This is a genomic window from Arthrobacter sp. 05N425 (assembly GCF_056397125.1).
In genome coordinates this window covers 405,695-420,237 of the sequence record NZ_JBFTMU010000001.1, presented here as the reverse complement: position 1 = coordinate 420,237, position 14,543 = coordinate 405,695, and the positions used below count along the sequence as shown (strand labels likewise).

The window sequence follows — 14,543 nt, the reverse complement described above, 5'->3', positions numbered from 1 at the left end:
GTCCTGCTGCGGGAATAGACTTGAATAATTAACGGGTTGTGAGAGGTGCTTCATTGGAAGAACGTTCGACGCCGGTGCCTGCAGCCCCGGCGGATAAGGCTACCGGCCAGGGGCCCCAGACTGGCGTGGTCGCTGCCGGACGCCCGGACACGGCCGTGCCCGTCGACAACTCCGGAACCCGGCCCACCTTCCCCGGACGCCGCGAACGCACCCGCTCCCGGCTGGCGCGCCTGACCGGCCGCGGAACGCCCTCGTACTCGCCGATTCTGGAGCCGTTGCTGCGCACCGTGCGCGCCAACAACCCCAAGGACGACTTCGAACTGATCCAGCGCGCCTTCGTCGTGGCGGAACGATGCCACCGCGGACAAAAGCGCAAGAGCGGCGACCCGTACATCACACACCCGGTGGCCGTGGCGACGATCCTGGCCGAGCTGGGATTGAGCGGGACGACGCTGGCCGCCGCGCTGCTGCACGACACCGTCGAGGACACCTCGTACACCCTGGATGATCTCAAGGGTGAGTTCGGTCCGGAGGTGGCCATGCTGGTCGACGGCGTGACCAAGCTGGACAAGGTCAGCTTCGGCGAGGCCGCCCAGTCCGAGACCGTGCGCAAGATGGTCGTGGCCATGGCCAAGGACATCCGCGTGCTCATGATCAAGCTTGCGGACCGGCTGCACAACGCCCGCACCTGGCGTTTTGTCTCGGCCGAGTCCTCGGCCCGCAAAGCCCGCGAAACCCTGGAGATCTTTGCGCCGCTGGCCCACCGGCTCGGCATGAACACAATCAAGTGGGAACTCGAGGACCTCTCCTTCGCTGCGCTGTACCCCAAGGTCTACGAGGAAATCGTGCGCATGGTGGGGGACCGCACCCCAGAGCGGGAGAAGAACCTCGCCGTCATCCGCAACCAGATCACCGAGGATCTGCGCGCGGCCAAGATCAAGGCCACGATCACCGGCCGGCCCAAGCACTATTACTCGATCTACCAGAAGATGATCGTCCGCGATAAGGACTTCGACGACATCAACGACCTGATGGGTGTCCGGGTTCTCGTCGACTCGGTGCGCGACTGTTATGCAGCCCTCGGTGCCATGCACTCGCGCTGGAACCCGCTCCCGGGCCGGTTCAAGGACTACATCGCGATGCCGAAGTTCAACATGTACCAGTCGCTGCACACCACGGTGATCGGCCCGGGCGGCAAGCCGGTGGAAATCCAGATCAGGACCCACGAGATGCACCGCCGCGCCGAATACGGCGTCGCCGCGCACTGGAAGTACAAGGACCAGCCCAACCGCACGGCGGCCGGTCCGGGGAGCCCGCGCGACGGGGACATGGGCTGGCTGCGGTCGCTCGTGGACTGGCAGCAGGAAACCTCCGACCCCGGCGAGTTCCTCGATTCGCTGCGCTTCGAGATCAACGCCCGCGAAGTGTTCGTGTTCACGCCCAAGGGCGAGGTCATGGCCCTCCCGGCCGGTTCGACGCCGGTGGACTTTGCGTACGCGGTCCACACCGAAGTCGGGCACCGGACCATCGGCGCGCGCGTCAACGGCAAACTCGTGCCGCTCAACAGCGAACTCAACCACGGCGACTGGGTGGAGATCTTCACCTCCAAGGCCGAAGGCGCCGGCCCCAGCCAGGACTGGCAGCACTTCGTCAAGAGTGCCCGTGCGCGGAACAAGATCCGGCAGTGGTTCAGCAAGGAACGCCGCGAAGAGGCGATCGACCGCGGCAAGGAACTGCTCACCAAGGCAATGCGCAAGCAGAACCTTCCGCTGCAGCGCCTGATGACCCACGACGCCCTCGCCGCGATTGCCGAGGACTTCAAGTACGCGGACATCTCCGGGCTCTACGCGGGCGTGGGCGACGGCCACACCTCGGCCCAGTCCGTGATGGAGCGGCTCGTCGAGAGCCTCGGAGGGAACGAAACTCCCGAGGACGACCTCACCGAGATCTCGATCCCCACGCAGGTCACCAAGACGCGGTACTCGGACTCCGGCGTCGTGGTCCGCGGCGTCGATGACGTCTGGGTGAAACTGGCACGCTGCTGCACCCCGGTGCCGCCGGACCCGATCCTGGGCTTCGTCACACGCGGTTCCGGCGTCTCCGTGCACCGGACCGACTGCACCAACGTGTCCGGCCTGATGGACCAGCCGGACCGGATCGTCGAGGTGGAGTGGGCGCCGACCCAGTCCAGCGTCTTCCTGGTGGAAATCCAGGTGGAGGCCCTGGACCGCAAGTCCCTGCTCTCCGACGTCACCCGGATCCTCTCGGAGAACCACGTCAACATCCTGGCCGCTAGCGTGCACACCTCCACCGACCGGGTGGCGATCTCCAAGTTCGCGTTCGAGATGGGCGATCCAAAGTACCTGAGCCACGTGCTCAGTGCCGTCCGGCGCATCGACGGTGTCTTCGACGTCTATCGCACCACGGGCAACCGCCGCCGCAGCTAGCATCCCGGACCGGCTAACAATCCGGGACAGTGCCGCGGTCCTGCTCCGGCAGCAAGGCCGCGAGTTTCGCCAGGGCCGACCTCCGGTACGGCAGCCGGGGCGTGGCCTCCACCGCGCGGATGAGCAACCGCAGCCGCACGTTCAGCTCCGGCGCGGCCAGGAAGGCTCCGAGGGCGGGCACTGCCCGCTCTGCGTCCACATGCAGGGCGATGTCCACTGCCGTCCGCAGCGGACTGGAGACCATGAGCCCGCCGAGGCTGACGACGTCGAACGGCCCCAGCCGCACCTCATGGAAGGTGCAGCCGCGGGTGGCCCGGAGGCTTGAAACGCGCCGGTTGGCGTCCACGAGCAGGGCCGTCCGGTCCGGTTCCCCGGCGCAGCCGTAGATCCACGCCGCCGTCATCCGTCCCGCGACCACGCGCTGCCGGATTGGCGGCGGAATGGTGCAGGCCGCCGCCCGGGCGCGCAGCTGCGGGGTGGACGCGGCGCCGGGCGCGAGGTAGCCGCGCTGGGAGAGTTGCGTCAGCACGCCGTCGGACGCCATGGCCTGCAGCTCCGCCCATGAGAACAGCGTCCCGGGGGAGTAGAGCACCGACGGTGCACCGCCGGGCTGGCCCGGAGCGGACGCCGGCTGGCCGCCAGCCGCGGGGCCGGCACCCGGGGAACTGGCGGCGGGGTAGCCGGGGCGCAGGGTCATTCAGCCATCGTGCCGCGTGGCCCCGGACGCGAAACAGGCCCCGTCCCGGTCATGTGGATAACCGGGAGGGGCCTGTCGCTGCTGGCTGTTCCTAGGAGAGTTCGCTGGCTGACCGCTCGAGCTGCTCAAGCCAGGCTTGGCGGGCCTCCAGGGCTTCCTGGGCTGCCTTGATCTTGCGCTCGTCGCCGGCTTTCTCGGCCTTGGCCAGATCGTCCTTCAGCCCCGCGATGGCAGACTCCAGCTGGGAGAGGGCGCTGTTGGTGCGGGCCTTCGTTTCCGGGTTCGACCGCTTCCAGTTCTCGTCCTCGGCGTGGCGGACGGCGTCCTCCACCTTCCGCAGGCCGGCTTCGATCCGGCCCATGTCCGCGCGGGGAACCTTGCCGGCTTCCTCCCAGCGGTCACGGATGGACTGCAGCGCCTTCTTGGCCGCGGCGAGGTCCTTGATCGGGAGCAGTTCGTTGGCCTCCACCAGCAGGGCTTCCTTCACCTTGAGGTTCGCCCCGTACTCCTGGTCGATCTCCTCGTTGGCGGCCTGGCGATTGGTGAAGAAGACGTCCTGCGCGGCGCGGAAACGTGCCCACAGGGCGTCGTCGTCCTTGCGGCTGGCGCGCGGCGAGGCCTTCCACTGATCCATCAGGCGGCGGTATTCGCCGGCAGCGAAGCCCCAGTCGGTCGAGGAGGACAGCGCTTCGGCCTCGGTGATCAGCTTCTCCTTGGCCGCCTTGGCCGCGGAGTTGTTGCTGTCCAGCTGCGAGAAGTACGCGCGGCGGTGGCGGTCGAAGACGGTGCGGGCGGCGCGGAACCGCTTCCACAGCGCGTCCTCGTTGCTGCGGCCAAGCCGGACGCCGCTCTTCTGGGCGGTCTTCCAGCTCTCGAAGAGCTCGTTCATCCGGGCGCTGGAGGTCTTCCACTGGATCTGCGCGGGATCGTGCCCGGCGATCTCCTCGGCCTCGGCCACGATCGCTTCGCGGGCTGCCAGCTCGGCGGCGCGGACGGCGTCGTGCTCCGCCTTCTCGGTCTTTTCGAGTTCGGTGATCTGGCCCGACAGCGTGTCCAGGCGACCCTCCGCGGCTCGGAGGTCGCCCACCATGTTGCGCTCGGCCAGCAGCTCGCGCAGGTGCGTGACTGTCTTCTGCATGTCCGTCGCGGGGGCCTTGGAGGCAACGCGCTGCTCGAGCAGGACGATCTGGGCCACGACGTCGTCGTACTTGCGGGCGAAGTAGCCGAGGGCCTCATCATCGCTGACGCCGGGGTACTGGCCGACGGGGTGTTCCTCGCCATCGATGGTCAGGAACACGTGGCCGTCGCCCTCGACGCGGCCCCAGCGTGCTGCCTCGGCAAGCGATGTGGCACTCGAGGAGGGGGTGGCTGCGGGCGCGGCCAGCGATGGCGTTGCCTTCGGGCGTGCGGCAAAGGCGGCGGGTGACGGGGCCGGACGGGGCGCGGGAGCCGGGGCCGGGCGGGAATCCGGTGCGGATTCTGCGGCGGCGGCGGCGGCCTCGGGCTGGACTGCTTCCTCGGCCTCGGGCTGCACGTCCGCCTCTGCGGATGCGGCGTCGGCCTCCGTTGCCGCGGGCTCCGGGGCTCCCGTCTCCTGTACTTCCGGCGTGGCCGGGTTGGCGCCGCCGGGCTCGTTGGCCGTCTCGGTCACCGTAACCTCGGCTTCGGTCTCGTTGGCAGCTGCTGCCACTGTTTCGTCGGATTTCTGACTGTCTGTCACCGCTAGAAGTCTTTCGCTTGGAGGGAAATACCGGCACCGCGGCCGCGAGGGCCCCGGCTGGTTACTTCAGAGAGAACGAGTCTATCGTGACTGGTTCCACAGGTGCGCCGTCCGTGGCGCTGGCGCCGGGTTTGACGCCGGCAGCCGCAATCTTCTTGACCACGTCCAGCCCGGACGTGACCTTGCCGACCACCGTGTAACCGCCGGCGGCGTCGGCGGGGATCACGGTGTCCTTGTAAACGATGAAGAACTGGGTTCCATTGCCGTACGCGTTGCCGCCGGTCCGTGCCACGGCGATGGTGCCGGCCGGGTACTTGTTGTCGGCAGGGGTGTTTTCCAGCGGACCCCAGGTGTACGCGGGGTCGCCGCTGCCGTCCCCGGACTTGGAACCGCACTGCAGCACGCCAAAGGACGCGGCGGTGGTAAGCCGGTGGCAGCTGAGGCCCTTGTAGAAGTTTTTGTCCGCGAGGGACTTGAACACGGCGGCCGCCTGCGGAGCCTTGCTGCCGTCCAACGTGACCCCCAGGCTGCCGCGGTTGAGGGCCAGGGTGCCGGTGAAGGTCTTGCCGGACGCGGTCTCCGGCTTCGGAATGTTCGCGCCGTTGCTCGCGGCGGGGGACGGGGTGGCGGAGGCCGACGGGCTCTGCAGCCCGGCTTCCGCGGCCTTGAACTCGTCCTCGCTGGGATTGCTGGAAAACACCGTCAGCTGCAGCACGACGGCGAGGACGAGGGCGGCGGCGCCGCCGGCGGTCGCGAGGACATTGTCGCGTTTCCGGCGTTTGTCCTGCTCCCGGCGCAGCTCGCGCTTCGCCTCCATCTGCTGGACGCGCCGCTTGGCTTCGCGGGCGCTCCGTGAACTGGCCGCCAAAAGTCCTCCTGGTTGTAGGGCCGCACCCCGGGCCGCGCCGTCGGCGCCGATCCGGGTGCAACACGCAAGCTTCCGGCAGTACTGCCGGCGGCAACCGTTTCAGAGCCGCGCATTAGAGATGCGCGCGCCGAAAGCATAAACTGACTGCCGCACACAGTTTATGCACGACTGGCCGGTCAGCGCGCGACGCCGCGGCCGTTGCAGCCGCCGTCGTTATCAGAGGAGAAAATTCCACCATGGCACGCACCGCCTCCCTGTCCGGATTCCCCGAGTGGCTTCCCGAGGAGCGGCTGGTGGAACTGCATGTGCTGGACACCCTGCGGCGGACCTTTGAACTGCACGGCTTCTCCTCCATTGAGACGCGCGCCGTGGAGACGGTGGGACAGCTGCTCCGCAAGGGCGAAATCGACAAAGAGGTCTACGGCCTCAGCCGGCTGCAGGACGACGAGGGGGCCGGCGGCGCTGCGAGCGACCCAGCCGCGTCCCACAAGGCCGATCCGCACGCCCTGGCCCTGCACTACGACCTCACCGTGCCGTTCGCGCGCTACGTGGTGGAGAACGCCGGTTACCTGGCGTTCCCGTTCCGGCGCTACCAGATCCAGAAAGTCTGGCGCGGTGAGCGTCCGCAGGAGGGCCGCGCCCGCGAGTTCACCCAGGCGGACATCGACATCGTCGGCGACGGCGAGCTGCCGTTCCGCTACGACGTCGAAATCGCGCTTGTGATCGCTGAGGCGCTGGGTGCCCTGCCGATCCCGGACTTCCTGCTCCGGGTCAACAACCGCAAACTGGCCGAGGGCTTCTACAACGGCATCGGCCTGACCGACACGGCAGGGGTCCTGCGCAGCATCGACAAGCTCGAGAAGATCGGCGCGGCCAAGGTCGCTGAGCTGCTCCAGACCGAGCTCGGCGCGACCGAGGAGCAGGCGCAGGCAGCGCTCAAGCTGGCCGGAATCCGAACCGGGGACACCTCGTTCGTGCAGCAGGTCCGGGCGCTCGGCGTGAGCAACGAGCTGCTCGAGGAAGGCCTCAACGAGCTGGAGCAGGTCATAGCCGCCGCCGTCCAGCGCGCGCCGGGCAAGGTGGTCGCGGACCTCAGCATCGCCCGCGGTCTGGACTACTACACCGGCACCGTGGTGGAAACTGTCCTGGTGGGCCACGAGCAGCTGGGTTCGATCTGCTCCGGCGGCCGGTACGACGCGCTGGCGAGCAAGGGCAACCGGAAGTTCCCCGGCGTCGGACTGTCGATCGGCGTGACCCGGCTGGTGTCGCGCATGCTCAGCCAGGAGCTGGCCAAGGCGTCCCGGGCCGTGCCCACCGCCGTTCTGGTGGCGCTGACCAACGACGAGAGCTGGGGGGCGGCGCAGGACGTCGCGGCGCAGCTGCGCGCCCGCGGGATCGCCACGGAGGTCGCGGCAAAGGCAGAGAAGTTCGGCAAGCAAATCAAGTTCGCGGACCGCCGCGGCATCCCGTTCGTCTGGTTCACCGACGACGACGGCAAGCACCAGGTCAAGGACATCCGCACCGGCGAGCAGGGCGACGCCGATCCGGCCGGCTGGGCGCCGGCCGAGGAGGACCTGCACGTCCGCGTGACCAGGGCCTAAGCCCTTCCGCGGCGCGCACCGTTTCAGCGTCCGCTGCGCCCGCGGTGCGCCAGCACCAGGAACCGTCCGGCGACGCCCACAGCCAGCACCGCCGCCATGACCAGCACCGAGGCGGGCGGCAGTGTCACGGCCAGGACCAGGCAGCCGGCGAATCCGAGGGCATTGAGCCAGCGCCGGGCGAGGCGGCGGGGGCCCGTGAGGGTGAACGCGGCGGCATTCGTCACGGCGTAGTAGATCAGCACACCGAAACTGGAGAAGCCCACCACCGTCAGCACGTTCGTGGTCAGCAACAGCACGATCACGGCCGCGGCGACGGTCAGCTCGGCCACGACCGGAACAGTGTGCGCCCCGCCGACCCGGGCCAGCGGGGCGGGCAGGTCCCTTTCCCGGGCCATCGCCATGGTGGTCCGGCCCACGCCGGTGATCAGCGCCAGCAGGGCGCCGAGGCACGCGGCGGYGGCCCCGGCCTGTACGAAGGGGGCGCCGGCGCGCAGCGACGAGTTGGTCACGGCGTCGAGCAGCGGGGCGGATGAGCCGGCCAGTTGGTCCGCCGGCAGGTGCCACTGCAGCAGGGCCGCGAGTCCGAGGTAGATCAGGAAGGCCGCGGCGAGGGCGGCGAGGATGGCCCGCGGGATGGTGGTGGCTGGATCCTTGACCTCTTCGCCCAGGGTGGCGATCCGTGCGTACCCGGCGAAGGCGAAGAACATCAGCCCCGCCGCAGGCAACACGCCCCACGCCCCGCCGGTGGCACCGGGCTGTAGCGCCTGGAGTGATATTGCCCCGAACGGTCCGCCCAGTGCCGCGCCGGCGCCTTCCGGGTGCGGGCCGATAACCGAGGCCACGGAAACGAACGCGAGCGTGGCCAGCACGACGGCGAGCAGGATCTTGGTCAGCAGCGCCGTACGGGTGATGCCCAGCAGGTTTACGCCGGTCAGCACGACGACGGCGGCAACCGCCACCGGCATAGCGAAGCCGGGCGCCAAGTAATGCCCGAAAGTTAGAGCCATGGCCGCGCAGGAAGCCGTCTTGCCGGTCACGAAACCCCACCCGGCGATGAAGCCGGGCCATTCGCCCAGCTGCCGGCGGCCGTACACGTAGGTGCCGCCGCTGGACGGATATCTGGCGGCCAGCTGTGCCGACGCCACCGCGTTGCAGTAGGCCACCAGGCCGGCCAGGGCCACTGCGACGGTGAGCAGCGGCCCGGCGAGGGCTGCGGCGGGGGAGAAGACCACGAACACGCCGGCGCCCAGCATTGAGCCGAGACCGATCGCGGTGGAATCGACGACGCCGAGTCGGCGCTTCAGCTGCCCCGGCACGGGCGGATGGCTAGCCATGGCGGGTGGGGCCTTTCCAACGGGTAAACTCGAACGGGATCGTTCCCGTAGCGGTCCCATTTAACACCACCCTGTTTTCCTTCTGAAAGGCGAGCTGTGCTGCGCACACACGACCTCGGATCCCTTCGCTCCGAGCACATTGGACAAACCGTAACCCTCGCCGGCTGGGTCGGCCGGCGTCGTGACCACGGTGGTGTCGCATTCGTGGACCTGCGCGACGCTTCGGGCGTCGCCCAGGTGGTCGTCCGCGAAGAAGAGGTCTTCCACGGCCTCCGCAACGAGTTCGTGCTGCAGGTAATCGGCACCGTCGCCAAGCGTCCCGAGGGCAACGAGAACCCGGCGCTGGCCACCGGCGAGATCGAGGTCATGGCCGAGAAGGTCACCATCCTCAACACCTCCGACCCGCTGCCGTTCCAGATCGACGAGCACGTTGAGGTGGGCGAGGAAGCCCGCCTCAAGCACCGCTACCTGGACCTGCGCCGCCCGGGCCCGGCCCGCAACCTTCGCCTGCGCTCCGAAGCCAACCGGGTGGCCCGCGAACTGCTGCACCAGGACGGCTACGTCGAGATCGAGACGCCCACGCTGACCCGCTCGACGCCGGAAGGCGCCCGCGACTTCGTCGTCCCCGCCCGCCTCGCACCGGGTTCCTGGTATGCGCTGCCGCAGTCGCCGCAGCTCTTCAAGCAGCTCCTGCAGGTCGGCGGCTTCGAGAAGTACTACCAGATCGCCCGCTGCTACCGCGACGAGGACTTCCGCGCCGACCGCCAGCCGGAGTTCACCCAGCTCGACATCGAAGCCAGCTTCGTGGAGCAGGATGACATCATCGGCCTCGGCGAGAGCATCGTGAAGGCGCTGTGGAAGCTGATCGACGTCGAGATCCCCACCCCGATCCAGCGCATCACCTACAACGATGCGATGGCCCGCTACGGCTCGGACAAGCCGGACCTGCGCTTCGGCCTGGAGCTGACCGAGCTCACCGAGTTCTTCAAAGACACGAACTTCGGCGTCTTCAAGGCGCCCTATGTTGGTGCCGTCGTGATGCCGGGCGGCGCCTCGCAGGCCCGCCGGGCCCTGGATGCCTGGCAGGAATGGGCCAAGCAGCGCGGCGCCAAGGGCCTCGCCTACGTGCTCTTCAAGGAAGACGGCGAGCTTGCCGGTCCGGTGGCCAAGAACCTGACCGAGACCGAACGCGCCGGCCTCGCCGACGCCGTCGGCGCCAAGCCCGGCGACTGCATCTTCTTCGCCGCCGGTGAGAAGACCCCGTCCCGTGCGCTGCTCGGCGCCGCCCGGGTCGAGATCGGCCACCGCACCGGCCTGATCAACCCGAGCGACTGGGCGTTCTGCTGGGTGGTCGACGCGCCGATGTTCGAACCGGCGGCAGCGGCCGTCGCGTCCGGCGACGTCGCCGTCGGCGGCGGCAAGTGGACGGCCGTGCACCACGCATTCACCTCGCCCAAACCGGAATTCATGGACAGCTTCGACACGGACCCGGAAACCGCGCTGGCCTACGCCTACGACATTGTCTGCAACGGCAACGAAATCGGCGGCGGCTCCATCCGTATCCACCAGGGCGACATCCAGGAGCGGGTCTTTAAGGTCATGGGCCTCTCGCACGAGGACGCCCAGGAGAAGTTCGGCTTCCTGCTCGAGGGCTTCAAGTTCGGGGCGCCCCCGCACGGCGGCATCGCGTTCGGCTGGGACCGCGTGGTCTCGCTGCTCGCCGGCGTGGACTCCATCCGCGACGTCATTGCCTTCCCGAAGTCCGGCGGCGGCTACGACCCGCTGACCCAGGCGCCCGCGCCCATCACGGCGCAGCAGCGCAAGGAGGCCGGCGTCGACTTCAAGCCGGAAGCCAAGAAGGACGAGGGCTCAAAGTAGCCTGACGGGATCAGCAGCAAAGGCTCCCCGGGCAACCGGGGGGCCTTTGCCGTTCAAACCGGCGGTCATTTCTTTTGCGGAGGTCACGAACATGGAAGCAGTGCCCGGCCTTGAGGCCCTGATGGACGCCGCGTGGCCAGCCGCCGACCGTGAGGAGTGCGGCGGCTGGGAGCTTCGGGCTGCCTCGGGCGTGACGCAGCGGGCCAACTCGGTGTGGCCCCGCCAGCCGGGAGCTGACCCGAACGCGCAGCTCGCCGCGCTCCGGGACGCCCGGCTCTGGTACCGGGCCCGCCGCCAGCCGCTGATCTTCCAGGTCTTCGACGACCCGCGCTCCGCGCCGCTCAACGCCCTTCTCGATACCGAAGGTTTCACCCGCCAGTCGGAAACCCTCGTCCTGGTCCGGGCCGGAGGTAGGCCGGCTCCGGGTTCGGCCCGCGGCGTCGAGCTCTCCACGGAACCCTCCGGCGAGTGGCTGCAGCTGTGGGGGAGCGTCGACGGCCGCGGCGACGAGACGGCACTGGGCGTGGCCCGCGGCATCCTGACCGGTTGTCCCTCGCTCTACGCCCTCGTGCGGGACGCCGACGGCGCCCCCGCCGCCGTCGGACGCCTTGCCCTGCCTGTCGCGGAACCTGGCAGCCCCCGGTGGGGTGGTCTCTACTGCATGGCGACCCGTCCCGACGCGCGCCGTCGAGGTTACGCCGCCAGGGTGCTGCACGCATTGCTGGGTGAGGGAACGCGCCGGGACCTGGYCGGCTACTGGCTGCTCGTCACGGCGGCCAACACCGGGGCCCAGGAACTCTACGCCCGCGCCGGCTTCGAGGAGTCCGGCCGGTATCTGTACCGGCAGGAGCGCCCCAAGCGACAGCACACAAGGTGTTTCGCAGCGTCGAACGGGCACGGAACCGTCGAAACGGCCGGGTGGGGAGAGCGTGCGCCCTACGCCGGCGGGTCTGTGACCATGATCCGCACCGCACACGCGTCGGCCGCGGCCTTCTTCAGCACGGCCGCCCGCGGGTCCGGGACGTCCAGGAACGGCAGCCGGACCAGCGCCGCGTAGCGCTTGAGCACGGGTTCGGCGAGTACCTGCTCGGCCAGGCTGCGGTCCCCGCCCGGGGCGAGGTATTCGACGCTGTGGTCCGCGAAAATCCGGGCGGCATGCTCGGCCACGGCCTCCACCAGGGCGTCGGCCTGGTTGGCGCGGCGCCGGGCGAAGCGCTGCTGGGACCAGCCGCCGRCCGCGGTGCGGGACTGCACATGCCGGGTCCCGGTTTTGGCGGCGAGCACCCGGCCCTCGGACACCACCGCCACCGAGTAGCCGCCGCGGCGCACCAGCACCAGGCCGAGCCGGCGCGGCTGCGAGGCCAGCGATGCCAGCCGGGCCACGGGATCGTTCCCGCGGCCGGGCCGTCCGCCGTCGGGCCAGGGCGGGAGCAGCAGGGCGGTGGCGCCGTCGGCCGCGAGCAGCCGCAGGCCGGCGTCGTCGGGCTCCTCCCGCAACTCCCCGTGGCTGGCGCGGAACCGCTCCACCCAGCCGGGCAGCCGTCCGCCGGAGACGAACGCCACACGGGTGTCGGGGCTGGCCATGGCGCGGATCTCCGTTGTGAGGGTGCAGGGGCGGCCGCCGTGTCGGGGCGGGCAGGAACTAGAAGTAGCCTATCTATGTGGATGATCTCTTTGGCTCAGGGCAGGACAACGCGTCGGCGACCAACGACGTCGACGCCGAAGAGTCCGGAGGTGCCAGCTCCCCGAGCGGCACAACAGCCCGCTCCACTCCGCGCAGCCCGCTGGCCGTCCGGATGCGGCCGCGCAGCCTCGACGACGTTGTGGGCCAGCAACACCTCCTGGGCCAGGGATCGCCGCTGCGCCAGCTGGCGGCCGGCAGCGACGCCACCGGACCGGCCGGACCGAGCTCGCTGATCCTCTGGGGCCCGCCCGGCACCGGCAAGACCACGCTGGCACACGTCATTGCCAAGGGCCCGGGCCGGAAGTTCGTCGAGCTCTCCGCCATCACCGCCGGCGTGAAGGACGTCCGCCGGGTCATGGATGAGGCCCTCACCGCGCGGGACCTGTACAAGACCACCACCGTGCTCTTCCTCGACGAGATCCACCGCTTCAACAAGGCCCAGCAGGATGCGCTGCTGCCCGGCGTCGAAAACCGCTGGGTGGTCCTGGTCGCGGCCACCACGGAAAATCCCTCGTTCTCCGTGGTGTCGCCGCTGCTGTCCCGCTCGCTGCTCCTGACGCTTAAGCCGCTGACCGACGCCGACGTCGAAGGACTCCTGCGCCGGGCCGCCTCGGACGCGCGGGGCCTGAACGGCAAGGTGGAACTGGACGAGGAAGCACTCGCCCACCTGGTGCGGCTCTCCGGCGGGGACGCGCGCCGGGCGCTCACGGCGCTGGAGGCCGCCGCCGGCGTCGCCTTCGGGGACGCGGACGACACTGACGGGATCGCCGGGGCGGGCGGAGATGCACCCGTCCGGATCGAGCTCAAGCACACCGAACGTGCCCTCGACGTCGCATCGGTGCGCTACGACCGCGCTGGCGACCAGCACTACGACGTCGCCAGCGCGTTCATCAAGTCCATCCGCGGATCCGACGTCGACGCCGCGCTGCACTACCTGGCCCGGATGCTTGAGGCAGGGGAGGATCCCCGCTTCGTGGCCCGCCGGATCGTCATCTCCGCGGCCGAGGACGTCGGCATGGCCGACCCCACCGCGCTGCAGACCGCGGTGGCGGCGGCCCAGGCGGTGCAGCTGATCGGCATGCCCGAGGGGCGCATCATCCTGGCCGAGGCCGTGGTCCACCTTGCCACCGCACCGAAGTCCAACGCCGCGTACATGGGCATCAACCAGGCGATCGCCGACGTCCGTGCCGGCCTCGGCAACGGCATCCCGGCGCACCTGCGCGACGCCCACTATCCCGGATCCAAGCAGCTGGGGCACGGCAAGGGCTACAAGTACGCGCACGACGCGCCGCATGCGGTGGCCACCCAGCAGTACCCGCCGGACGACCTCGTTGGCCGGAACTACTACGAACCCACCGGCAACGGCGCCGAACGCGACATCTCCACCCGGCTGGAACGGCTGCGGAAGATCATTCGGGGCAAGTGAACCTCTGGTAGGATTGATCGTTGTCTGGCAAGGCACGGACGCACAATCCACCAGTTCTCGGCAGTTCCTGCTGATTTGATGGGTTCGCCCTGTGCCCAGTAGCAAAAGGCAGCGGTTGGCCGATGCTCTCCATCGTGGAGGCCAGTAACACTGACACACCGCAGATATTGGAAGGACACAAGTGGCTAACAACACTCGTGCTCGCCGTACCGCACGCCTCTCGCGTGCACTCGGCATCGCTCTGACCCCCAAGGCCGCCAAGTACATGGAGCGCCGCCCGTACGGCCCCGGTGAGCATGGCCGTGCCCGCAAGAAGCAGGACTCCGACTACGCCGTACGTCTGCGCGAAAAGCAGCGCCTGCGCGCCCAGTACGGCATCCGCGAAGCCCAGATGACCCGTGCCTTCGAAGAAGCACGCCGCACCAAGGGCCTGACCGGTGAAAACCTGATCGAACTGCTCGAAATGCGTCTCGACGCCCTCGTGCTGCGTGCCGGCTTCGCCCGCACCATCGCCCAGGCCCGCCAGCTGGTTGTGCACCGCCACATCCTGGTTGACGGCATCCGCGTTGACCGCCCGTCTTTCCGCGTCGGTGAGGGCCAGCTGGTCCACGTCCACAGCCGCAGCGAGACCATGCCTCCGTTCCAGGTGGCAGCAGCCGGCGCGCACCGCGACGTGCTGCCGATGGTTCCGGCCTACCTGGACGTCAAGCTTGACGCCCTCCAGGCACGCCTGGTCCGTCGCCCGAAGCGCTCCGAGATCCCCGTGACCTGCGAAGAGCAGCTCGTCGTGGAATTCTACGCACGCTAGATCCAACGCGACACCTTACAAAGAAGCCCGTGGCAAGCGCCGCGGGCTTCTTTGTATGTAAGGTACTTGGGGGAGTTCTC

General features: G+C 69.2%; 10 protein-coding genes and 1 pseudogene. 6 read left to right on the top strand and 5 right to left on the bottom strand.

Annotated elements, in window-relative coordinates:
• Positions 1-53: 53 nt before the first annotated feature.
• Positions 54-2,447 (top strand): RelA/SpoT family protein, encoded by a 2,394-nt coding sequence (locus AC1DGE_RS01900; protein WP_441417695.1) that lies wholly within the window; start codon positions 54-56, stop codon positions 2,445-2,447.
• Between the two features lie 13 nt (positions 2,448-2,460).
• On the opposite strand, the gene AC1DGE_RS01895 is transcribed toward AC1DGE_RS01900, so the two are convergent.
• The 3 genes from AC1DGE_RS01895 to AC1DGE_RS01885 all read right to left on the bottom strand — a co-directional run bounded on the left by AC1DGE_RS01895 (position 2,461) and on the right by AC1DGE_RS01885 (position 5,732).
• Positions 2,461-3,144 carry a hypothetical protein gene (locus AC1DGE_RS01895; RefSeq protein WP_476916782.1) on the bottom strand — a complete coding sequence of 228 codons (684 nt, stop codon included), beginning with the start codon at positions 3,142-3,144 and terminating at the stop codon, positions 2,461-2,463.
• A gap of 91 nt (positions 3,145-3,235) precedes the next feature.
• The gene (locus AC1DGE_RS01890; RefSeq protein WP_476916781.1) at positions 3,236-4,864 is read right to left on the bottom strand and encodes a DUF349 domain-containing protein; all 1,629 of its coding nucleotides are present in this window, start codon (positions 4,862-4,864) and stop codon (positions 3,236-3,238) included.
• A gap of 61 nt (positions 4,865-4,925) precedes the next feature.
• Positions 4,926-5,732 carry a peptidylprolyl isomerase gene (locus AC1DGE_RS01885; RefSeq protein WP_441417698.1) on the bottom strand — a complete coding sequence of 269 codons (807 nt, stop codon included), beginning with the start codon at positions 5,730-5,732 and terminating at the stop codon, positions 4,926-4,928.
• Positions 5,733-5,968: 236 nt separating this feature from the next.
• On the opposite strand from AC1DGE_RS01885, the gene hisS reads away from it, so the two are divergent.
• Complete coding sequence (gene hisS / locus AC1DGE_RS01880; RefSeq protein ID WP_476892464.1) at positions 5,969-7,333, top strand: histidine--tRNA ligase; 1,365 nt, start codon at positions 5,969-5,971, stop codon at positions 7,331-7,333.
• Positions 7,334-7,356: 23 nt separating this feature from the next.
• On the opposite strand, the gene AC1DGE_RS01875 is transcribed toward hisS, so the two are convergent.
• Entirely contained in the window at positions 7,357-8,667 is a 1,311-nt protein-coding gene (locus tag AC1DGE_RS01875) for an APC family permease (protein WP_476916780.1), read from the bottom strand.
• 96 nt (positions 8,668-8,763) lie between these two features.
• Here AC1DGE_RS01875 and aspS point away from each other — a divergent pair, with 96 nt between their 5' ends.
• Both aspS and AC1DGE_RS01865 read left to right on the top strand, forming a co-directional pair.
• The gene (aspS, locus tag AC1DGE_RS01870) at positions 8,764-10,545 is read left to right on the top strand and encodes an aspartate--tRNA ligase (RefSeq protein ID WP_441417701.1); all 1,782 of its coding nucleotides are present in this window, start codon (positions 8,764-8,766) and stop codon (positions 10,543-10,545) included.
• Between the two features lie 91 nt (positions 10,546-10,636).
• Positions 10,637-11,374, top strand: a pseudogene (locus tag AC1DGE_RS01865) (GNAT family N-acetyltransferase); the annotation flags it as partial.
• Between the two features lie 107 nt (positions 11,375-11,481).
• On the opposite strand, the gene AC1DGE_RS01860 reads toward AC1DGE_RS01865, so the two are convergent.
• The gene (locus tag AC1DGE_RS01860) at positions 11,482-12,129 is read right to left on the bottom strand and encodes an acVLRF1 family peptidyl-tRNA hydrolase (protein ID WP_476916779.1); all 648 of its coding nucleotides are present in this window, start codon (positions 12,127-12,129) and stop codon (positions 11,482-11,484) included.
• Positions 12,130-12,341: 212 nt separating this feature from the next.
• Between AC1DGE_RS01860 and AC1DGE_RS01855 the strand changes: the two genes are divergently transcribed.
• Both AC1DGE_RS01855 and rpsD read left to right on the top strand, forming a co-directional pair.
• Positions 12,342-13,655 carry a replication-associated recombination protein A gene (locus AC1DGE_RS01855; protein ID WP_476916888.1) on the top strand — a complete coding sequence of 438 codons (1,314 nt, stop codon included), beginning with the start codon at positions 12,342-12,344 and terminating at the stop codon, positions 13,653-13,655.
• A 181-nt stretch (positions 13,656-13,836) separates the two neighbouring features.
• On the top strand, positions 13,837-14,463 hold the full coding sequence (rpsD, locus tag AC1DGE_RS01850) for a 30S ribosomal protein S4 (RefSeq protein ID WP_091251848.1): 627 nt from the start codon (positions 13,837-13,839) through the stop codon (positions 14,461-14,463).
• The last annotated feature ends 80 nt before the right edge of the window (positions 14,464-14,543 follow it).